The sequence below is a fragment of the Pseudomonas sp. BT-42-2 genome, assembly GCF_025847435.2.
GTDB classification, from domain to species: Bacteria; Pseudomonadota; Gammaproteobacteria; order Pseudomonadales; family Pseudomonadaceae; genus Aquipseudomonas; species Aquipseudomonas urmiensis.
In genome coordinates this window covers 243,521-264,031 of record NZ_JAOYTM010000001.1, presented here as the reverse complement: position 1 = coordinate 264,031, position 20,511 = coordinate 243,521, and the positions used below count along the sequence as shown (strand labels likewise).

Here is a 20,511-nt window from a genome sequence, read left to right as displayed (position 1 = left end):
CCCTGCACCGGTGGGTGATTCTGTATCTGGATGTTAGCTTCAGGCTTGCAGCAGCAAGCTCAAGTCCAGGCCGCCGGCAGTGAGCGGTGGGCACCAGTAGTAACCGCCGGTCAGTGGCCGGCTGAAACGGTACAGGCCGTCGATCACGCCGTCTTCCAAGCCGCTCATGCGGCGCAGCTGCACCTCGAAAGCGTCGAAGCTACGCCCCAGGGCAACGAACGCCAGGCCCGCGCCACGCTCATCGGCCCAGGCGACCGAGCGCCTGACCATGAAGGCTTCAGGGTCGAAGCTCTCCTGAGCGGTACGTTTGACGTGTGCCGACTCTGGCGCATCGTCCAGCTCTTCGTTGTCGCTGAGACGGCGGCCAATGATGTTGTCTTGCTCAGCCTGCGGCAGCGACTTGAAGTAGTTCAGGTCATGCTTCCACAGCTGGAAGGCAGCAAAGCTCGAACCGCTCAGGCCTGGCTGCTCGCCGGCAACGATTGCCGCGTCTACTGCAGCTTGCTCGACCGGGTTCTCAGTACCGTCCTCATAGCCGGTCAGGTCGTGACCGCCGCGGTGCAGGAAGCCATCGACACTGTCTACCAGGCGCAAGGCCGGTGCCAGCAGTTGTTCCAAGGCCTGCGCGCGCAGGAACAGCTCACCGCGCTCAGCACCGCGCAGCCACAGCCACAGGGCGTGCTGGGTGCTAGGGTTCTCGACCGCCGCGTCCAGTTGCGGGAAGCTGCGTAGCTCCGGGACTTCGCGGCCCAGGGCCTTGGCCAGCGGCGCGCCGATGCCGACGATCAGTTGCTGGCCATCGACTTGCGTCAGCAAAGCGTCAAGCACGGCAGGCAGCGCCTGGCTTGCGTGCAAGGTGAAGAACAAGTGACGGGCGTGCGCCGGCACCGGGGTGGCAAGCAGACCTTGCTGGAACGGCATGACAGGCTAATCCTCGGCAAAAGCGCGAATCCTACTGCGCCCGCCGCCAGTAAGCAACGCGGCGCAGAGCCGCTGTAGCGGTGCTTTGGCCACAGGCGCAGTAACAAAACTTTACCAAGACCTGGCCCAGTGCGATTAGCTATCGTTCGGGCGCCACCTACACTGCTGGCACTACTTTGCTCGAGACAGTGCCCATGACCGCCTCACCCTTGCTTACCGCCGTCTTGCCTATCGCCTTGGGCATCATCATGCTCGGGCTTGGCTTGTCGCTGACCTTGGCTGACTTCGCCCGGGTGGTGAAGTACCCCAAGCCGGTAGTGATTGGCCTGGCTTGCCAGATCCTGCTGCTGCCGTTGGTATGTTTCCTGATCGCCAATGGCTTTGGCCTGGAGTCGGCACTGGCGGTCGGCCTGATGCTGTTGGCAGCCTCGCCCGGCGGCACTACGGCTAACCTGTTCAGCCACCTGGCCCACGGCGATGTGGCGCTGAACATCACCTTGACCGCGGTCAACTCGCTGATCGCGATCCTGACCATGCCGCTGCTGGTCAATTTGTCGTTGATCTGGTTCATGGAATCGGATCAGGCGATTCCGCTGCAATTTGCCAAGGTCATGCAAGTGTTCGCCATCGTCTTGCTGCCGGTGGCGCTGGGCATGATGATCCGCCGCTGGGCACCGGGCTTTGCCGCGCGCATGGAGAAACCAATGAAGCTGGTGGCGGCGCTGTTCCTGGCGTTCACCATCGTCCTGGCGCTGGCCAAGGACTGGCAGACCGTAGTCGAGTACGCACCGATCGTCGGCGGCGCTGCGCTATTGTTCAACCTGCTCAGCCTGGGCGTGGGCTACTGGGTGCCGCGCTTGTTGAACATCCCCAAGCGCCAGGCGATTGCGATTGGCATGGAGATCGGTATTCACAACGGCACCTTGGCCATTGCCCTGGCCTTGAGCCCATCGCTGCTCAATAACGCCACCATGGCAGTACCCGCGGCGATCTACAGCTTGCTCATGTTCTTCACGGCGGCGGGGTTCGGCTGGTGGGTGAGTCGGGGTCACAGGCTAGAGCGGAGCGCGGCCGGTTCTGGGCGTACCGCTGAAGATTGACCTTTGCAGGGGCGGGCTTGATCCGGGATGAGGCCCGCTGCTTCAGCGCTCGATGTGCGTACGCCGTGCACGCAATTGGCGCTTGAGCACGGCCAAGGGCGGCGCATAGAAAAAACCGAACGACACGCAGCCCTGGCGCCCCTTAACCGCATGGTGTAGCCGGTGCGCCCGATGCAGTCGCTTCAGGTATCGATTGGTTGGGCGCAGCTTGCGCGGCCAATGCCGGTGAAACCAGCCGTCATGGGCCAGCACATACAGCAGGCCATAACCCGCTACCCCGCCGCCGACCCACTGCAATGGCGCATGCCCGGCCTTGCCCAGCGCCACCAGGCCGGTCGCAATCAAGGCCAGCGCCACCAGGTAGACGTCGTTGGTTTCCAGCATGCCCAGCTGCGGCTGATGGTGCGAGCGGTGCAACCACCAGCCCCAGCCATGCATGATGTACTTGTGCGCCAAGGTGCCGACGCCTTCCATGGCCAGCACGGTGGCGAACAGGATGGCGAGATTGAACAGCATGGGAAAATCCGCAGTAGATGACCAAAGGCGCAAGATTACCACCGCAGCCGGTAGGGATCAGCCCAGCCTGATCAAGCAAACGCCTCGATGACGCAATTGTCATCTTTCTGTCGTTGACCTTGCCCCGTGCCAGGGGTAAGGTCCGCCGCGCAATTACGCATCCCCACACAGGAGTCCTGCATTGGACAGTAGCCCCAGTCGATTGCGACAGGTCCACACGGCGAGCTAGTCCGGCAGTATTTCTGCCACTGTCTCGCCAAACCCGGTAGACGGTGGTTCAGCACGGCCCAAACGGGTCAATGCTCCCTCCCCCCTCTTCTTTACACCGCCGCCCGATGGGCGATGGTTGCTGTGGTCCTGCGCATTCTCATTTTTCAACGTGCCATCTGCCGATGGTGCTCGTACGGGCGATTGCCCGTGCAACGAGGTTTGCTATGGATTGGAAAGTCTTTCTGCTGCGCGTCAGCGTAGCCCTGCTGCTCGGTGCCTTGATCGGCGCTGAGCGACAACTGCGTCAACGCCTGACCGGCCTGCGCACCAATGCGCTGGTCAGCACCGGCGCTTGCCTGTTCGTGCTGATGACCCAGGCAGTGCCGGGCATGGCCCCGAACGATGCGTCGCGGATCGCCGCGTATGTGGTGTCGGGTATCGGTTTTCTCGGCGGCGGCGTTATCATGCGCGACGGCTTGAACGTGCGCGGGCTCAATACTGCCGCGACCCTCTGGTGCACCGCCGCTGTCGGCGTGCTGTGCAGCGTTGAGCTGCTGTTGGAGGCAGCGGTGGGCAGCCTGGTGGTGCTCTGCGCCAACATTTTGCTGCGCGATATCGCCCAACGCCTGGATCATCAGGAAGTGTTGCCGGCCAGCGAGGTCGAGCAGCGTTTCGAGGTGCGTATCGTTTGCCGCGCCGAGGACGAGATCCAGGTGCGCAGCCTGATGCTGCACAGCCTCAGCGACCCTGGCCTGCGCTTGCAGTCGCTGCACAGCGAGGATCTGCCTGACGCCAGCCGCCTGGAAGTGCGCGCCGAACTGCTGGGCAATCCGCAAGCCACGGCTCAACTGGAGCGGCTGGTCGGCCGAGTCAGCCTGGAAAAAGGCGTCAGCGCGGTGCGCTGGCAGGTGCGTGAGCTGGGGACAGACTGAACGCCAGCGCGGGGCGGCTCAGGCGCCGTCCCGCTGGTGCTTTTCCTTCATTTCCTGGCGCTCCTTGGCTTCGATGCACAAGGTGGCGGTCGGCCGCAACAGCAAGCGGCGCAGGCCGATCGGCTCGCCGGTTTCCTCGCACCAGCCATACTCACCACGGGCTAGGCGCTCAAGGGCCTGGTCGATCTTGTCCAGCAGCTTCTTCTCGCGCTCCAGCGAGCGCAATTGCCAGTGCCGCTGCTCCTCGGCGCTGCCAATGTCGGCGGGGTCGCTGAGCACTTCCTGTTCGCGCAAGGCGCGAAACTCTTGCTCGATGCGCTGCTGCAGTTCGCTACGCTGGCTTATCAGCAATGTGCGAAAAAACTGGCGCTGCGGCTCGTTCATGTAGGCCGCTGGGCTTTGCTTGAGTAACTCTTGTTCGGTCATGGCGGTGCTTCCTTCATCGTTCAAACATCAACGGCAGCCCCTGGCAGCTGTCTATCACCTGGCCCTGGTGCCAAGCCAACTGCCCCGACACCACGGTGCTGCGCACGGCATGGCGAAAGCTGCGCTGGGCAAAGGGGGTCCAGCCGCAGTGGGCAAGTATCGGTTGCGCGCTGGCTGGCAGGGGCTGGGCCAGGCGCTCGACCAGCGCAAAATCCGCCCAGTAGCCCTCACGCAGGTAGCCGCGCTCACGAATGGCGAACAAGTCCGCTACTGCATGGCTGGTCTTGCTGACCATCTGGCTCAGGCTCAATACCCCTTCGCTGACCAGCTCCAAGGCGGCCGGCAAGGCGTGCTGGACCAATGGCAGCCCGGACGGTGCCTGGAGGTAATCGCGCTGTTTTTCTTCCAGGCTGTGCGGTGCATGGTCGGTGCCGATCACATCGATGAGATCGCTGGCCAGCGCCTGACGCAAGGCGTCGCGCTCGGCGCGCGACTTGATCGCTGGATTGCACTTGATCAGGTGGCCAAGCACTGAGTAGTCGCTGTCGTCGAACAGCAAATGGTGCAGGCAGACCTCGGCGGTGATGCGCTTGCCGGTCACCGGGCCTGGCTCGAACAACGCCAGTTCGCGGGCTGTGGTCAGGTGCAGGACATGCAGCCGAGTGCCGAAACGCCGGGCCAGTTCGACGGCCAGCTTCGAGGAGCGATGGCACGCCTGGGCGTCGCGAATCTGTGGGTGCGCGGCGGGCGGGATGAACGTGCCATGGCGCTGCTGCCAGCGCGCCTGGTTGGCAAGGATGCTGGGGGTGTGCTCGCAGTGGGCGAGCAGGATAGTGGGGGCACAGCTGAACAGCTTTTCCAGTACCTGAGGGTCATCCACCAGCATGTCGCCGGTCGATGCACCCATGAACACCTTGATCCCGGCGACCGCGCCAGGGTCGAGCGCGGCGATGGTTTCAAGGTTGTCGCGGCTGACACCAAAGTGAAAACCATAGTTGGCACGCGAAGTCGCCGCCGCGCGGCGCTGCTTGTCGGCCAGCGCTGCCAGGGTCAGGGTGGGCGGATGGGTGTTGGGCATGTCCATGAAACTGGTAATGCCGCCGGCCACTGCGGCGCGCGACTCGCTGGCAATGGAGCCTTTGTGCGCAGCGCCTGGCTCACGGAAGTGCACCTGGTCATCGATCATGCCCGGCACCAGCCAGCGGCCATCGGCGTCGAGTTCGATGCGCGCCTGGGCGTTGTCGATGCTCGCGGCGATTTTTTCGATGCGCCCGTGGGCGACCAGCAGGTCGGCGTCGAACTCACGCCCTTCATTGACCACCCGGGCATTGCGTATGAGCAAGTCGGCCATGCTCAAAACTCGTTCTGCAAGGCCTTGTAGCCCTGGACCAGATCGATATTGGTGCGCGCGACGTCTTCGGAGAACTCCGAGGCCGAAACGCTGACCGGCGGGTAACCCTGCAAATCGGTGTGGGGGCCAATGTGCTCGGTGGGCGGCACGTAGAAGCGTTCGGGCAAATCCCTGCCATCGACCACCGAGTTGTGCCGCACCACGCTGCCATTGCCCACGCGGCAGTTGAACAACACGCTGTTGAAGCCGATGAATACCCGATCACCCACGGTGCAGGGGCCGTGGACGATCGAGCGGTGGGCTATCGAGGTGTATTCACCAATGCTTACCGCGGCGCCAGACTTGGAGTGGATCACCACGCCATCCTGGATATTGGAGTTGGCGCCGATGACGATCGGTTGCATATCGCCGCTGGCGTCGACTTCGTCGGCGCGGATCACGGCGTAAGGGCCAACGAATACGTTGTCCTTGATCACCACCTTGCCGCAGATGATCGCTGTTTGGTCGATATAGGCCGACTCAGCGATTTCTGGGAGGTGGCCGGAGGGGTTTCTGCGAATCACAGTGGTTGATCCTGAGAAAGTGGGCAGCCTCAAATGTTACGTTATAACAGTTAACTTGCAAGCCCTCGCTTGCTCCCTACTTCGCCAGCTCTCAGACTTGCCGCTTTGCATGCCGAGGACCACCCTATGCGTATTCGCCCTACCCTAGCCGGGGATATCCCGCTGCTGCCGAGCATCGAGCGTTCGGCAGCCCAGGCATTTCTCAGCGTGCCTAGCTTGGCCTGGCTGGCGGCAGGTGAGGTGCTGAGCGAATTCGAGCATCAGCTGTTCGTTCAGGCCCAGGCAAGCTGGGTGGCAGTCGATGAGCACGAACGGGTAATGGGGTTTCTCTGCGCCCGTCTGGAGGGTGATGCGCTGCATATTCATGAAGTGTCCGTTGCTCAGCAAGCGCAGGGCCAAGGGCTTGGCCGTGGGTTGATTGCCCAAGCGATTGGTGCGGCTCGAGGGATGGGTTGTGCAGAGGTGACCTTGACCACTTTTTCGCAGGTGCCTTGGAATGCGCCGTTTTACCAGCGGCTTGGTTTTGCCGTGATTAGCCAGGAGCAGTTGGGCGAGCGGTTGCTAGGGATCTTGGAGGAAGAACGGCGCCTTGGGCTGGTTGGGCGCTGCGCCATGCGCATGATTCTGGCCGGATAATGTCAGTGCCGGCCTCATCGCGGGGCAAGCCCGCTCCCACGCAGCCCTCTATGAAGCAGGTTAACGTGGGAGCGGGCTTGCCCCGCGATGAGGCCGGCACTGCAGCCCACAAGCCACTGGCTATGCACTCGCGGCAGCCGCCCCGGCCAGGCAATAGCGATCCCTACCCTGGCGCTTGGCCTCATACAATGCGCTATCAGCCACCGCCATCAAACTCTCAGCGGTAACCGTCTCAAGGGCCGGATAAGTCACCGCAATCCCGGCACTGGCCGACACCTGTCCCAACGGGCTGCCGGCGTGCTCAATACCCAAGCGGCGCAGCATGTGCAGCGTTTCTTGCACGATCAACACCGCACCTTGCGCGTCGGTATCGGGCAACAACAGGGTGAACTCTTCACCGCCATAGCGCACCGCCAAGTCCGCAGGGCGCTTCAACATGTGCCGTAATAATTCGCCAACCCGGCGCAGGCATTGGTCGCCTGCCGGATGGCCGTAGCGGTCGTTATAAGCCTTGAAGTAATCCAGATCCATCATGACCAAGGCCAGCGGGTAGCCTTGCCGACGTGCCCGGCCGACTTCAGCTTCGAACACCGCATCGAGTCGCCGGCGGTTGCCCAAACCGGTCAGGCTGTCGGTCAGGGCCAGGTCCTTGAGGGTCTGGTGCGCCTGGTGCAGAGCGCGTTCGATGGCAATCCGTTCGCGCAGCTGGCGCAGCACCACCCAGCCGAATACCGCCAAGCCCAGGAGCAAGACCAGCAGTACGCCAATCGACTTGATCATGTCATGCCGCCACGGCGCGATGATCGACTCGCGCGACAGCCCCGCTTCCACCACCAGCGGATACCGGCTCAGCGCCCGGTAGGCATACAGCCGCGGCGTGCCGTCGACCACTGCCACCGCTTGCGCGATGCCTTCGTTGGCATACGGCAGGTGGTTGCGAAACACCTCGCTGTTGGCCAGGCTGCGGCCGACCACCTGCTCGACAAAGGGCCGGCGTACCAGAATGGTCCCATCGCGCTTGGCCAAGACCAGGGCGCCGCGCTCGTCGATCTTGAAATCGCCGTAATAGCGCACGAACCAGTCGACTTTGATGGTGCCCAGTAGCACCCCGGCAAAACTGCCGTCGGGATAGTTCAAGCGCCTGGAAATCGGAATGATCAAATCGCCGGTCGAGCGGCTTTTGACGACCGAGCCGATGCGGACGTGGCGATCGGTGTGGCTGCGGTGATAGCTGAAATAGTCGCGATCGGCGTTGTTGGCATTGGCCGGGATGGCGTCCTGGTCAGTGACGATCCAGCTGCCGTCGGGGCCATACACGAACAACCCGTGCAACTGCGGCATGATGGTGGCCTGCTGACGCAGCAAGGCGTGCAGGCGCGGTCGGTCGAGGTGCTCGAAGCCGTCTCCTTCCAAGCGCTCGGCCAATGCTGCGGTAATCGCATCGACCTGGCGGATAGCATCTTCGGCGTGTTGCGCAGAGGCACGGGCCAGGTTGGTGACCGAGTCTTCGGCATTGACGAACGCATGCCGATAATCACGCCAGATGCGCCAGGTTTCGGTCGACACGAAGGCCAGCATCACCACCGCCATGAACACCAATACCAGTCGAAACAAGGCCACTGCGCGGCCCTCGCCGGTTACCGCGAACAGTCCGTCATCGTCGTGTTTCCTGGCAGCACGCATTGAAGTCCCTTGTTGTCGCAATTGCCGTCCTTGACTATAGATCAGCGCCGTTTGCGCGAGCCCAGCTCGATCCAGGTCGGCGCGTGGTCGCTGGCTTTGGGCTCGTTACGCACCCAGGCATCGACCCCTGCCGCCTTCAGATAGGGGGCTAGCGCGCGATTGAGCAGCAAGTGGTCGATTCGCAGCCCGGCATTGCGCGCCCAGTGATTGCGGAAGTAATCCCAAAAGGTATACACCCGCTCATCCGGGTGCAGGTGGCGCACGGCATCGATCCAGCCTTGCCCAAGCAGGCGCTGGTAGCAGGCGCGCGATTCGGGTTGGAGCAAGGCGTCCTTGAGCCAGGAGCGCGGGTTGTAGATGTCTTGATCGGTCGGCACAACGTTGAAGTCACCGGCCAGCACCGTCGGGTGTTCGCTGGCGCATAACCCCTGGGCATGCGTGATCAGGTTCTCGAACCAGGCGAGCTTGTAATCGAACTTCGGCCCCGGTTGCGGATTGCCGTTGGGCAAGTACAGACAGGCGACCAGTACGCCATGGACCGCGGCCTCCAGGTAGCGGCTCTGGCTGTCGTCTTGCATGCCTGGCAAACCACGGCGCACCTCCAAAGGCTCACTGTCGCGGGCCAATATCGCCACCCCGTTCCACGCTGGCTGGCCCTGGTACACACAGCCATAGCCGGCCGCTTCCAAGGCCTGACGGGGAAAGTCTTTGTCTGCGGCCTTAAGCTCTTGCAGGCAGGCGATATCCGGTTGTTCCCGTTCAAGCCAGGCCAGTAACCCAGGCAAGCGACTGCGGATGCCATTGATGTTGAAGGTGGCAATCTTCAGCGCTTTCATGCGTCTGGATCGTTGACGTGGGCCTGCACCGCCTCCTCAAGGGCGCGGACATGGGCCTGGTCGGCCAGCGCCTTGAGGGCCAGCCAATCATCCCAATCGAGTGCGCCGTCGTCGCGCAGCGCCTCGGCAGTACGAATCAGCTCGTGGTGATAAGCATCCGGCGATTCGCGCCTATAGCTCTCGTCGTCGTACTGGGCGTACCAGGCCTCAAGCTCGGGAATGCTGCGTTCGATGCTCATGCCCTGCTCCTTCATGCAACCTTTGAATCTCTGAGCCCTGCCCGCTGGCATCGTTCCACAGGCTTTCACCGGTGGCGCTGTGCGCAGAAAAATTAAACCTTTGCCCTGCGCCATGGCTCAACCATAAGCGACATTGAGGTCGCGCCAACTGAGAAGGAGTGCATCATGAACAATCTGTTCCTCAAGCGGGTCGGCTTGTCCGTCGCATTGGGCATGGCTTCGTTGCATGCCATGGCCGCAAACTCCGATGATTTCGTCGATGCTGCCACCGAAGCCGGCATTGCCGAAGTGGTGACCGGCAACCTGGCCATGCAGAAGAGCCAGAATGCCGACATCAAGGCCTTCGCTCAACAAATGGTCACCGACCATACCAAGGCCAATCAGCAACTCGGCGATGTCGCCCGCAAGCACGATATCAGCGTGCCAGATGAGGCCGCGCTGACCGACAAGGTGAAGAAGGTGATCCTGGAGTGGCGTGACGAGTCGTTCGACAAGTCGTACATCAACAATCAGGTCGATGCCCACGAAAAAGCGGTGGAGTTGTTCAAGAAAGAGGCCAGCTCTTCTGACAAGCCTGATCTGAAAGCCTTCGCCAGCGACACGCTGCCGACCCTGCAAAAGCATCTGGAGCATGCCAAGCAGCTGCAAGCCAAACACGGCAAATGAATTGATTCTGCGAGGTTAGCCATCCATGAGTAACGATCCACTACGCTCAGAAGTTCTCACCCGCCTGCTGCATGCCCACCCACAGGGGCTGGGCAAGGAAGTGCTGGACAATTATCGCGGCGAGAAAGCCGTGGCCGGCATGCTCAAGACCCTGCAGGACGAAGGGCTGATTCACGATGGCAGCGTTGGCGTCGACGCCGAGCACCAGATCAGCGTGCAGTATCCGATCAAACTCTCCAGCGCGGGGGTTGAGGCAGCCAAGCAAGTCCAAGGCTGACCATTCTGACTGGTTTTAGCCAATTCCGGCCTCTTTGCGGGCTCACCTGCAAAGAGGCCGGATGCTTCACTGTTTCTTCTCAAAATCCCGCGGCGGCTTGGCCGGCCCCTGGGGGTCAACTTGCGGATCATCGACATCTGGCGAGTCTGGATCAAACCCCAGATCATCCTTTTGAGTGGAATGCTCGGAAGAATGAGGCCCCTTCCCTGGCGGTTCAGTACGCTGTTGCTCTGGCTTGGACATGGTTGAGCGACTCCGGTGGGTGTTTATAGAAGAAACCACCGACAGCGCAAAGTTTGATTTATCCGCCTTCGCCAAGCCGATTGGCAGGCTCTTTGGCAGTCAAAGCCGCGCGGCATTCGCTCAACGCGGCAGACCGACTGCCGAGCTCAGCCTGCAAATAATCCAACTGCTGCTTCTGCTCACTGCACAACTCACGCTTTTGCTCCAACTGCTGGGCTTGTGCCTCAAGCTGACGGCGCATCTCATCACTGCTGCCCTGCGCCTGGGCCAGGATCGAACGCAGCCCCTGCACTTGTGCATCGCGTTGCTCAAGTTGCTCGTTCATCAGGGTGTGCTGCGCGGTCAACTGACGGCTCTCGCCTAGCAAACGCTCATTGTCGCGGTGCAGGCGGGTCAATTCTTCCTGGCGCACGATCAAGCCCTGCTGCAATTGCCGCTGTTCGACCTGCAGCTGTTGAACCTGCGCCTCATGCCGGCGCTGTTCTTGCTCGCGCTGCTCGCGGCTGGCGGCGCGGTAGTGCTCGAGCGCATCGCGAGCGTGGCGATGTTTGTCTTCCAGCGAACGGATTTGCTCATCCTTGTCGGTCAGGCGCAGCTGTAACTCGCCCAGCGACTGGTTGAGGCTGGCACTGCGCAATTGCTCGGCTTGCAGAGTACTCAAGGTCGAGGCGAGCTTCTCCGATTCGGCCTGCAAGGCGGCGGCCTGGATCTGCTGCTGTTGGTGCGCCGCAGCCAGCGCCTGCTGAGCCAGCTGCAGCTGCGCCTGCAGCTGTTCACGTTGCTCGACGAATACCGCTTCGGCCTGGCGAATGTGCGCCTCTGCTTGCTCATGCAACTGCGCCGCCAGCTGATCCACCAGCCGTGCCAATGGCTCGTTCAGCCCTGACATCGCCAACGGCGCCGCGGGTTGCTGGGCCTCCAGTTCTTTGAGGTAGCGGTGAATGGTGGTTTTCGAGCCCGTGTTGCCCAACTCGATTCGTACCGCATCGATGCTTGGGTGTTCGCCACGGGCTATCAAGGCCTGGCGCGCCTGCTGCACTACCGCTTTGTTGATACCGCCGCGCGCCATGTGTGCTCCTACGATTTCGTAATGTGGTACGTACTATGTAATTACGTACCAATTCTGATCGCAGTGAAACGGCTTTTCAAGGACTGGATGACATTCAATAAACACGGCTTATCGCATGTGATAGGCAAATGAGTCGCTAAGAGTTGCCGGCAGATGTACAGAAGCGCGCGGCGGGAGTACTGGATAAGGAAAAGCGGCCGATACCCAGACGCAAGGAAACGCGGCCCGCTACTGTTCGATGATCGAACACAAGCGCCCCCCTTGAATTGACGGTCTGTGATTCACTGCGCACCATTCACCGACCTCGCGCCCCGCTCTGCCTAAAAGCTGGTCGCGTTCGATAAGCCCTTGCAGCTCATAACAAGTTCAATAAACGACCCTTAAATGACCGATTCCAAGATCACCACGCCCCGCCTCACGCAGGGAGGCATCGGCGACAAAGTTCGCGATGCCTTCGCCGTCGGCAAGACCCGCTGGGGCATGCTCGCCCTGGTGTTCTTCGCCACCACCTTGAACTACATCGATCGCGCTGCCCTCGGGATCATGCAACCGATGCTGGCCAAGGACATGAGCTGGACGGCGATGGACTACGCCAACATCAACTTCTGGTTCCAGGTCGGCTACGCGATAGGTTTTTTGTTGCAAGGCCGGCTGATCGACAAAGTAGGCGTCAAGCGCGCGTTCTTTGCCGCCGTGCTGCTCTGGAGCCTCGCCACGGGCGCCCACGGCTTGGCGACCTCGGCGGCGGGGTTCATGGTGTGCCGGTTCATCCTTGGCCTGACTGAAGCGGCCAATTACCCCGCTTGCGTCAAGACCACGCGGCTGTGGTTCCCCGCTGGCGAACGGGCGATTGCCACCGGCCTGTTCAACGCCGGCACCAATGTCGGCGCCATGGTCACCCCGGCGCTGCTGCCGCTGATCCTCGCCGCCTGGGGCTGGCAAGCCGCGTTCATCGCCATGGCTTGCCTGGGCCTGGTCTGGCTGGTGTTCTGGGGGCTGAAATACTTCGACCCTGAGCAGCACCCGCGGGTGCGCCAGAGCGAACTGGACTACATCCAACAGGACGTCGAGCCTGAGGCGCACCGCGTACCCTTCAAGCGCATCCTGCGCATGCGCGGGACCTGGGCCTTCGCCGTGGCGTACTCGATCACCGCCCCGGTGTTCTGGTTCTACCTGTACTGGCTGCCGCCGTTTCTCAATCAGCAGTACGACCTGGGCATCAGCGTTACCCAGATGGGCATCCCGCTGATTCTGATCTGGCTGACCGCTGATTTCGGCAGCATCGGCGGCGGCATCCTGTCTTCCTGGTTGATCGGTCGCGGCGTACGGGCCACCCGCGCGCGGCTGATCTCGCTGCTGATTTTCGCCTGCACCATGCTCAGCGTGACCTTTGCCGCGCACGCCAGTGGCTTGTGGATTGCGGTGCTGGCCATCGCGGTGGCGGTTGGCGCGCACCAGGCCTGGACGGCGAATATCTGGAGCCTGGTGATGGACTACACGCCCAAGCACCTGATCAGCTCGGTGTTCGGCTTCGCCAGCATGTGCGCGGCCATTGGTGGGATGTTCATGACCCAGATCGTGGGCAGCGTGCTGACTGCAACCCATAACAACTATGCGGTGTTGTTCACCCTGATTCCGGCCATGTACTTCCTGGCGCTGATCTGGCTGTACTTCATGGCGCCGCGCAGTATCGAAACGCTGTAAGCAGGCATGGTGCTTTCCTCACAGGCCCGTCATGGGCCTGTTTTTTTGTGCCGTATGCCCAGTTACCACTACTGATGCCGCACCTTCGAAAAATTCTCAGACCTTGAAGCTGACTTTAGTCCTACGCTGGATAGGCGACCGAGGGTTCAACCGGCTCAGGCTGTGCGGTGGATGTCGGTCACCACGCCACCCTTTGATACAGGAGACGCGAGCATGGGATACGTCACAACTAAAGATGGGGTCGAGATTTTCTACAAAGACTGGGGGCCACGCGACGCCCAGGTGATCCACTTTCACCATGGCTGGCCGCTGAGCGCCGATGACTGGGATGCGCAATTGCTGTTCTTCCTTGGCCAAGGCTTTCGCGTGGTCGCCCATGACCGGCGCGGACACGGGCGCTCCAGCCAGGTCTGGGATGGACACGACATGGACCACTACGCCGATGACGTCGCCGCTGTAGTCGAGCACCTGGGGACGCAGGGCGCGGTGCATGTCGGCCACTCCACCGGCGGCGGCGAGGTGGTGCGCTATATCACCCGTCACCCCAACGATCCGGTTGCCAAAGCCGTACTGATTGCAGCGGTGCCCCCGCTGATGGTCAAGACCGAGGCTAACCCGGGTGGGCTGCCCAAGTCGGTATTCGACGACTTCCAGGTGCAAACCGCGACCAACCGCGCGCAGTTTTTCCACGATGTGCCCGCCGGCCCGTTCTACGGCTACAACCGCCCTGGGGCCAAGCCTGCCGAAGGGGTCATCCTCAACTGGTGGCGCCAGGGCATGATGGGCTCGGCCAAGGCTCACCATGACGGCATCGTTGCCTTCTCGCAGACTGACTTCACCGAGGATCTCAAGCGCATCACCATCCCGGTGCTGGTCATGCATGGCGATGACGACCAGATCGTGCCCTACGAAAACTCCGGCCCGCGCTCGGCAGAACTGCTAAGCAACGGCACCTTGAAGACCTACAAGGGCTACCCGCACGGCATGCCGACCACCCATGCCGATGTGATCAACGCCGATCTGTTGGCGTTCGTGCGCGGTTGATCAACGCACGGCCATAGGCCTTGTCGGCCTATGGCTGTGTGCGCAGTAGAAAAATTGAAAGCAAAGTGCCATCAGTCATTCAGCTGTCATCTGCCTGTCGTATTTTCCGAGCATCACCCAGGGTCGGGAACCACCAGCAGTGATCCGCCGAACATCATCCTCCGCAGGCCTTCTGCCGATTCTGATCCTGGTGCTGTGCGCCGTGACCCTGGCATTTCTCTGGGGCCTGCACTTCACCCAGAAGCACGCCGCCCGCCAGGGCGCTTTGTCAGCCAAAGCGGCCGAGCACCTGAACCTTGCCAGTATCGTCGCCGAGAGCCTGCGCCAATTGGTCGATCGCGCCCAGGCGGTAGGCCGCGGTACCCAGGATGATATGAAAGCGCTGCGCCAAGGCAGCTTCAGTCTGGCGCGGATTCTCGCCGAAGACCCGGTGTTCAAGCGCATGAGCCTGTATGACCGGCACGGACAGCTGGTCTCGGCCAGCCATGGCGACGAAGTCCAGCGCCTGCCTGATGATTGGCTGGAGCAGCTGAAAAACCACGTCTCGCGCTACGGCTTCAAGCCGTTCCTGCCGCGCATCGCAGCGAGTGACAATCCCTCCGCCCTGCCCGACTGGCGCTTGCCGTTCCTGCTGCCCCTGACTGATCTGCCGGGGCGCGAGATCGACACTATCCTGGTGGTGCAACTGGACATCGGCTACCTGGCGGTGTTGTTTCAGCACATCGACCTGGGCCGCAGCGGGCTGATGCGGCTGCTGCAAGATGATGGCCAGGAGCGCTTGCGGATCGACACCAGCGGCGTAGTGGTGGCCGGCGAGACATTGATGCCCGACCTGCCAGACACCGGCGATGACGCCGGGGTGCTGACCCAATATGCCGCCGAAGGGCCCTACCAGAGCCTGTATCGGCGCGTGGCTGATCGCGGTTTCAGCATCGTGGTCAGTCAGCGCTATGAAGAAATCCTCACCCCGTCGGCACTGACCTACGAAGGCCAATTCTGGCTGAACCTGTGCATGACCCTGATGATCCTCGCCAGCCTCGCTTGGAGCCTGCGCCTGCTGGGCAAGCGCCAGGAAGCCTTCAGTGCGCTGGAGCAGGCCCAGCAGGTCAACCATGAGCTGATCGAGCGCCTGGAAGACGAGCACCGACGCAGCAGCCATGCGGCAGCCACCGATCACCTCAGCGGCCTGCACAATCGCCGCCAGTTCGTCGAAGTTGCTACCCAGACACTTAGCCGCCAGCGTGGCAAACGGCGCCTGATGGCGATCCTGTTCATCGACATGGATCGCTTCAAATCGATCAACGACTCGCTGGGCCACCGTATTGGCGACCTGCTGTTGCAAGCGGTCGCCGGGCGCATCCAGCGCCTGCTTGAACCAGGCGACGAAGCCTCGCGCTTTGGCGGTGACGAGTTCGTGGTGCTGCTGGCCGGGGAGCGCAGTGAAGAACAGATCAACACCTGGGTGCGCACATTGGTGCAAAAGCTCTCTGCCACCTATGCCCTGGATGGCCAGGAGGTCAACACCAGCCCCAGCGTCGGCGTCAGCATCTGCCCGCGCGATGGCCAGGACATCGACGCGCTGATCCGCTGCGCAGACGCCGCCATGTATTCGGCCAAGCAAGCCGGACGTGCCCAGTACCGCTTCTTCGATCCCTCGTTGAACCTGAGCGACATCCAGGCCTTCACCCTCGAACAGGCCTTTGGCAGCGCGTTGGCCGAGCGCCAGTTCGTGTTGCATTTTCAGCCGCAGATTCGCTTGGATACCCTGCAAGTGCTGGGTTACGAGGCTCTGGTGCGCTGGGACCACCCTGAGTTCGGCCTGCTTTACCCCGACCGGTTCATTAGCGTTGCCGAGCGCAGCGGCTTTATCGTCGAGCTGGGTTGGGAAGTGTTGCGCCTGGCCTGCGAGGAACTGGTGCGCTGGCGCCAACGCGACCTCGAGTCGCGCCTGGCGGTGAACGTCTCAGCGCTGCAACTGCGCCAGAGCGATTTCAGCGAACGCCTGCTCGCCGAGCTCAAGCGCCTGCAGATTGCCCCGCAACGGCTGGAGCTGGAGATCACCGAAACCACCGTGCTCGACCCTGAAGGCGCCGCCGTCGACCACCTGCACCGCTTGCGCGCGGCCGGTATCGGCATCAGCCTGGATGATTTCGGCCGCGGCTATGCAGGTTTTGCCCATCTGCACTCTCTGCCGCTGAGCAAGCTGAAAATCGACCGTGCGTTGATCGCGCCGCTGTGCAACAGCCACGACGACAGCCCGATCGTTTCTTCGACCATCATCCTGGCCAAGCGCCTGGGCCTGGAAGTGGTCGCTGAAGGCGTCGAGACCCGCGAGCAGGTGGTGTGCCTGAAGCTTGCCGGTTGCGACATTGCCCAGGGCTATCACTTCAGCCGGCCGTTGTCGGTCGCCCAACTGCAGGACTATCCACCATTCAGAAGCCTGGAGGTCAAAGCATGCGTGTAGCCAAGGCGCTGGCCGCGCTGAGCCTGGCCCTGGTTTTCATCAGTCACACCCAGGCCGACTGCAGCCCACGTGGGTTGCGCCTGGCGATCATTCCGATCAAGGGCGTGCAAGACATGCAGCGTGAACACCAGCCGCTGATCGACCGTTTGAGCCAGGCAACCGGAGTGCCGGTGGAGCTGACGATCGCCTCTTCCTATGAAAGTGTGGTCGATGCGATCGTCTCCGGCGGTACCGATATCGCCCGGCTGGGTCCGGCCTCCTACGTCCTGGCGCAGCGTCGCGACCCGCGCATCGAGCCCTTTGCCAGCTTCACCCTCAGCGCCGGCACCTATACCCCGGCGGGCAACTATTACCAGGCACTGCTGCTGACCCGCGCCGATGGGCCCGAACAGATCGACAGCCTGCGCGGCAAGCGGGTAGCGCTGAGCGATCCGGCCAGCACTTCAGGCAGCCTGGTGCCTAGCGTCGAGTTCGCCGCCACAGTGGGCGTGACGCTATCGCGGTACTTTGGCGCGCTGGTGTATGCCGGCAACCACGACAAGGCCCTGGAGGCACTGTTGGACGGGCGCGTCGATGCCGCGTTCATCGCCAGTGAACGGGCCGATGCGTATCTGGCCAGTCATTCAATCAAACCTGAACGGCTGCAGGTGTTGTGGCGTTCGCAGCCGATTCACTACGACCCGTATGTATTCAGTGCCAGCGTGTGCCCGGCGATCAAGGCGCGGGTTCGCGATGCCATGTTGAACGACCCACAGGCACTGGCAGGGTTCGTTGCCTCGCAGGAAGCCAGCGGTTTGGTGCCGGTGAGCCATACCGATTACGCGGCGTTGCAGCGGATGATGGACGCCGCCGTGCAGTGATACCCGTGCTGGCCTCATCGCCTCCCTGTCGCAACTGGTTTATCGTGTCAGCTCGATCCACTGCCTCACCACCCAGCCCATGACCGACATCGAGCGCTACGTACGCGCCGCCACCCGCGACAACACCCGGCGCAGCTACCAGTCAGCCATCGAGCATTTCGAAGTGCGCTGGGGTGGCTTCCTGCCGGCTACCGCCGACAGCATCGCCCGCTACCTGGTCGAGCACGCCGAACAACATGCGGTCAGTACCCTGCGCCACCGCCTGGCGGCGCTAAGCCAATGGCACGTCAGCCAAGGCTTCCCTGACCCGACCAAGGCGCCATTGGTGCGCCAGGTGCTGCGTGGTATCCGTACCCTGCACCCAGCGCCGCCCAAACAAGCCGCACCACTGCTGCTGCAGCACCTGCAAACCGCTGTCGAGCGGTTTGAAGAGGAGGCCCGCCTGGCCCGCGAGCGGCATGACCTGCCCACCCTGCTACGCGCCCGACGCGATACCGCGCTGTTGCTGCTTGGCTTCTGGCGAGGTCTGCGTGGCGATGAACTGGCACGTTTGCGTATTGAGCATATCCAGGCCGAAGCCGGCGTTGGCCTGACCTTGTTCCTGCCACGCAGCAAGGGCGACCGCGAGGCACTGGGCGTGCAACACCGCACCCCGGCGCTCAAGGCGCTGTGCCCGGTTGCGGCCTATCTGCAATGGCTGGAGGTGGCCGCCATCGCCCATGGCCCGGTGTTTCGCAAGCTCGATCGGTGGGGCAATCTGGGCCAGGCGCCGCTCAACAGCAACAGCCTGGTTGCGCTGCTGCGCGGCATGCTTGAGCGCGCCGGGGTGCCCGCTGCGCTGTACAGCGGCCATTCGCTGCGCCGTGGCTTTGCCACCTGGGCGACCGCCAACGGCTGGGAGCTGAAGTCGTTGATGAGCTATATCGGCTGGAAGGATGCCAAGTCAGCGCTGCGCTACATCGATGCAGCGCAGCGCTTTGGCGACCTGGCGGTGCTGCCGGGAGGCCAGGATAACCGCCTCATTCCTTGAACAGATGACGCGCCACTCCCGGCACCTCGGGGCGAATCATGTACAGATCGCCGGCATCCGGATAGTCGACCAGTTGCGCCGGCGCCATGCCAAAGCGCGCGGTGGTGATGTACAGGGTATCCAGCCCCTCGCCGCCAAAGCAGCAGCTGGTTGGGCGCGGTACCGGCATCAGCACCTGATCGCTCAGGTGGCCCTCGCGATCGTAGCGCAACAGGCAACTGCCATTGAACTGGCACACCCACAGACCACCCTCGCGGTCCAGGGCGATGCCGTCCGGGCGCCCCAGCTCAGCTGGAGTTTCGGCAAACAGGGTGGCCTCGCCCATCGTGCCGTCGGCCAGGTATTGAGCGCGGTAGATCCTGCGGGCAACCGAACAGACGAAGAATAGGGTCTGGCCGTCCTCGCTCCAGGCCAGGCCGTTGGGCAGAGACAGGTCGCGCTGAATCACCTCGGCATGCAACTCACGGTCAAAACGATATAGCGCGCCGGTCTTGCCGCTGGGGCCTTCATCCATCAGGCCGGTGACGAAATACCCCTGCGGATCACAGGCGCCGTCGTTGAAACGGTAGCTTGAACGATGATGCACCGGCGCCGAATACTGGCGTACCTTGCCTTGCGCCACATCGAGCAGTGCTGCACTGGCATCTTCGGTAAAGATCAGGTTGCCCTTGTCTGTCAGGGCCAGGGCGCCGATACGTGCAGCCGACGCATAGACTTCCTCTACCTCGCCACCCCGGTGCAGCCGATTGATCCGGCCACCGGAGATATCGACGAAGTACAGCAGCCCGGTTCGTTCATCCCAAACCGGGCTCTCACCCAGATCGGCACGGGTTCGGGCGACCTTGGTCGGTACGTAGTGACACTCCTTGATGCGGCTCCAGCGCTCTGCCACCTCGTTCAGGCTGCCCGCTTCGACCCGGGCCAGGTCGCGGGGATAATTGACGCCGCTGTTCTCGCAAAAGCGCGTAGCGGTGAACTGGCCATTGCTGGCGCGCAGGATATAGCCGGTGTCGCGACACAAGTCGCTGGCCAGGTACAGCACGCCAGGGGTGACCCACTCGGGCTTGAGGTCTTTTGGCGGCTGGGTTACGCCCCACATGCGGGTCTTGGCCACCGGCGAGATCGCATTGACCAGAATGCCGTGCTCCAGGCCCTCCATGCTCAGCGCGTTCATGATGCCGACCTGGGCCATCTTGCCGGCGGCATAGGCCACCAACCCTGGCTGGGCGTAGCGCTGGTACATCGCCCGGTCCGAGGTGGTCAGCACCACCCGCGGCGCAGCAGAACGCTTGAGGTGCTTCCAGGCATGCTTGGCCAGCCACACCGGCGCGTGCACGCTGATGCCCAGGGCGCGCTCAAGAAACGCCTCTTGCTGGTCTTCGATATCCTGGTAGCCGACCCAACCGGCGTTGTGGATCAGAATGTCCAAGGCGCCAAACTGTTCGATGGCCAGCTCCACCAGCTGCTGGCAGCCCGCTTCATCATCCAGATGGCCAATATGCGCCACCACCTGCCCGCCTGCGGCCTGCAAGGCGCTGACCGCCTCAGTCACCAGCGCCTGATTCTCACCTTGACCTACCCGATCAGTGCCCAGGTCACTGACCACGACGCGGGCGCCCTGGGCCAGTAGCGCCTTGGCATATTCAAGCCCCAGCCCCTGGCCGCCCCCAGTGACAATGGCGACCTTGTTCGTGAATGACATCGTCGAATCCCCTCCGATTCTTATTCACGAACCATAACA

General features: G+C 62.4%; 21 protein-coding genes and 1 pseudogene. 10 read left to right on the top strand and 12 right to left on the bottom strand.

The window, feature by feature from the left end; translation table 11 throughout:
- Nucleotides 1-39: 39 nt before the first annotated feature.
- Nucleotides 40-921 carry a Dyp-type peroxidase gene (locus OIU19_RS01205; RefSeq protein WP_264232777.1) on the bottom strand — a complete coding sequence of 294 codons (882 nt, stop codon included), beginning with the start codon at nucleotides 919-921 and terminating at the stop codon, nucleotides 40-42.
- Between the two features lie 194 nt (nucleotides 922-1,115).
- On the opposite strand from OIU19_RS01205, the gene OIU19_RS01200 reads away from it, so the two are divergent.
- Nucleotides 1,116-2,021: a bile acid:sodium symporter family protein gene (locus tag OIU19_RS01200; protein WP_264232775.1), complete on the top strand. Its 906-nt coding sequence runs from the start codon at nucleotides 1,116-1,118 to the stop codon at nucleotides 2,019-2,021.
- 42 nt (nucleotides 2,022-2,063) lie between these two features.
- Here OIU19_RS01200 and OIU19_RS01195 read toward each other — a convergent pair whose 3' ends face one another.
- The gene (locus OIU19_RS01195; protein ID WP_264232773.1) at nucleotides 2,064-2,537 is read right to left on the bottom strand and encodes a sterol desaturase family protein; all 474 of its coding nucleotides are present in this window, start codon (nucleotides 2,535-2,537) and stop codon (nucleotides 2,064-2,066) included.
- Nucleotides 2,538-2,971: 434 nt separating this feature from the next.
- Here OIU19_RS01195 and OIU19_RS01190 point away from each other — a divergent pair, with 434 nt between their 5' ends.
- Nucleotides 2,972-3,679, top strand: a complete 708-nt coding sequence (locus tag OIU19_RS01190) for an MgtC/SapB family protein (protein WP_264232770.1) — start codon at nucleotides 2,972-2,974, stop codon at nucleotides 3,677-3,679.
- Nucleotides 3,680-3,697: 18 nt separating this feature from the next.
- On the opposite strand, the gene dksA is transcribed toward OIU19_RS01190, so the two are convergent.
- Genes dksA through OIU19_RS01175 form a run of 3 tightly spaced genes read right to left on the bottom strand, consistent with a single transcriptional unit; the run spans nucleotide 3,698 to nucleotide 6,019 of the window.
- Nucleotides 3,698-4,105 carry an RNA polymerase-binding protein DksA gene (gene dksA / locus OIU19_RS01185; RefSeq protein ID WP_264232768.1) on the bottom strand — a complete coding sequence of 136 codons (408 nt, stop codon included), beginning with the start codon at nucleotides 4,103-4,105 and terminating at the stop codon, nucleotides 3,698-3,700.
- A 13-nt stretch (nucleotides 4,106-4,118) separates the two neighbouring features.
- The gene (locus OIU19_RS01180) at nucleotides 4,119-5,456 is read right to left on the bottom strand and encodes a dihydroorotase (RefSeq protein ID WP_264232765.1); all 1,338 of its coding nucleotides are present in this window, start codon (nucleotides 5,454-5,456) and stop codon (nucleotides 4,119-4,121) included.
- 2 nt (nucleotides 5,457-5,458) lie between these two features.
- On the bottom strand, nucleotides 5,459-6,019 hold the full coding sequence (locus OIU19_RS01175) for a carbonate dehydratase (RefSeq protein WP_264232763.1): 561 nt from the start codon (nucleotides 6,017-6,019) through the stop codon (nucleotides 5,459-5,461).
- 126 nt (nucleotides 6,020-6,145) lie between these two features.
- Between OIU19_RS01175 and OIU19_RS01170 the strand changes: the two genes are divergently transcribed.
- Complete coding sequence (locus tag OIU19_RS01170) at nucleotides 6,146-6,655, top strand: GNAT family N-acetyltransferase (RefSeq protein WP_264232761.1); 510 nt, start codon at nucleotides 6,146-6,148, stop codon at nucleotides 6,653-6,655.
- A 120-nt stretch (nucleotides 6,656-6,775) separates the two neighbouring features.
- Here OIU19_RS01170 and OIU19_RS01165 read toward each other — a convergent pair whose 3' ends face one another.
- From OIU19_RS01165 to OIU19_RS01155, 3 genes are read right to left on the bottom strand one after another with little or no spacing between them, the layout of a single operon-like run.
- Nucleotides 6,776-8,338, bottom strand: coding sequence for a sensor domain-containing diguanylate cyclase (locus OIU19_RS01165; protein ID WP_264232759.1), 1,563 nt, complete (start codon nucleotides 8,336-8,338; stop codon nucleotides 6,776-6,778).
- A 41-nt stretch (nucleotides 8,339-8,379) separates the two neighbouring features.
- Nucleotides 8,380-9,174: an exodeoxyribonuclease III gene (gene xth / locus OIU19_RS01160; RefSeq protein WP_264232757.1), complete on the bottom strand. Its 795-nt coding sequence runs from the start codon at nucleotides 9,172-9,174 to the stop codon at nucleotides 8,380-8,382.
- A complete protein-coding gene (locus OIU19_RS01155; protein ID WP_264232755.1) occupies nucleotides 9,171-9,413 on the bottom strand; it encodes a hypothetical protein in 243 nt (80 codons plus the stop codon). The genes xth and OIU19_RS01155 overlap by 4 nt, the downstream gene beginning before the upstream one ends.
- A gap of 165 nt (nucleotides 9,414-9,578) precedes the next feature.
- Between OIU19_RS01155 and OIU19_RS01150 the strand changes: the two genes are divergently transcribed.
- On the top strand, nucleotides 9,579-10,079 hold the full coding sequence (locus OIU19_RS01150; RefSeq protein WP_264232753.1) for a DUF4142 domain-containing protein: 501 nt from the start codon (nucleotides 9,579-9,581) through the stop codon (nucleotides 10,077-10,079).
- A gap of 25 nt (nucleotides 10,080-10,104) precedes the next feature.
- A complete protein-coding gene (locus OIU19_RS01145; RefSeq protein ID WP_264232751.1) occupies nucleotides 10,105-10,356 on the top strand; it encodes a hypothetical protein in 252 nt (83 codons plus the stop codon).
- Between the two features lie 66 nt (nucleotides 10,357-10,422).
- Here the strand turns inward: OIU19_RS01145 and OIU19_RS01140 are convergent, their stop codons facing one another.
- Both OIU19_RS01140 and OIU19_RS01135 read right to left on the bottom strand, forming a co-directional pair.
- Nucleotides 10,423-10,599: a DUF6021 family protein gene (locus tag OIU19_RS01140; protein ID WP_264232749.1), complete on the bottom strand. Its 177-nt coding sequence runs from the start codon at nucleotides 10,597-10,599 to the stop codon at nucleotides 10,423-10,425.
- A gap of 58 nt (nucleotides 10,600-10,657) precedes the next feature.
- Nucleotides 10,658-11,668, bottom strand: coding sequence for a DNA-binding protein (locus OIU19_RS01135; RefSeq protein ID WP_264232747.1), 1,011 nt, complete (start codon nucleotides 11,666-11,668; stop codon nucleotides 10,658-10,660).
- Between the two features lie 384 nt (nucleotides 11,669-12,052).
- Here OIU19_RS01135 and OIU19_RS01130 point away from each other — a divergent pair, with 384 nt between their 5' ends.
- From OIU19_RS01130 to OIU19_RS01110, 5 genes are all read left to right on the top strand, one after another.
- Nucleotides 12,053-13,372, top strand: a complete 1,320-nt coding sequence (locus tag OIU19_RS01130; protein ID WP_264232745.1) for an MFS transporter — start codon at nucleotides 12,053-12,055, stop codon at nucleotides 13,370-13,372.
- 213 nt (nucleotides 13,373-13,585) lie between these two features.
- Nucleotides 13,586-14,416, top strand: coding sequence for an alpha/beta fold hydrolase (locus OIU19_RS01125; protein WP_264232743.1), 831 nt, complete (start codon nucleotides 13,586-13,588; stop codon nucleotides 14,414-14,416).
- Between the two features lie 139 nt (nucleotides 14,417-14,555).
- Nucleotides 14,556-16,880, top strand: coding sequence for a bifunctional diguanylate cyclase/phosphodiesterase (locus OIU19_RS01120; RefSeq protein WP_264232742.1), 2,325 nt, complete (start codon nucleotides 14,556-14,558; stop codon nucleotides 16,878-16,880).
- On the top strand, nucleotides 16,871-17,740 hold the full coding sequence (locus OIU19_RS01115) for a phosphate/phosphite/phosphonate ABC transporter substrate-binding protein (protein ID WP_264232740.1): 870 nt from the start codon (nucleotides 16,871-16,873) through the stop codon (nucleotides 17,738-17,740). Before OIU19_RS01120 ends, OIU19_RS01115 begins: the two co-directional genes overlap by 10 nt.
- Nucleotides 17,741-17,819: 79 nt before the next feature.
- Complete coding sequence (locus OIU19_RS01110; protein ID WP_264232738.1) at nucleotides 17,820-18,770, top strand: site-specific integrase; 951 nt, start codon at nucleotides 17,820-17,822, stop codon at nucleotides 18,768-18,770.
- On the opposite strand, the gene OIU19_RS01105 is transcribed toward OIU19_RS01110, so the two are convergent.
- Together OIU19_RS01105 and OIU19_RS01100 are read right to left on the bottom strand one after the other, a co-directional pair.
- Nucleotides 18,760-19,869 (bottom strand): SMP-30/gluconolactonase/LRE family protein, encoded by a 1,110-nt coding sequence (locus OIU19_RS01105; RefSeq protein ID WP_372353277.1) that lies wholly within the window; start codon nucleotides 19,867-19,869, stop codon nucleotides 18,760-18,762. The two genes, OIU19_RS01110 and OIU19_RS01105, sit on opposite strands and share 11 nt — an antisense overlap.
- A pseudogene (locus OIU19_RS01100) lies at nucleotides 19,867-20,472 on the bottom strand (SDR family NAD(P)-dependent oxidoreductase); the annotation flags it as partial. The gene OIU19_RS01105 and the pseudogene OIU19_RS01100, both read right to left, overlap by 3 nt.
- Nucleotides 20,473-20,511 lie beyond the last annotated feature (39 nt).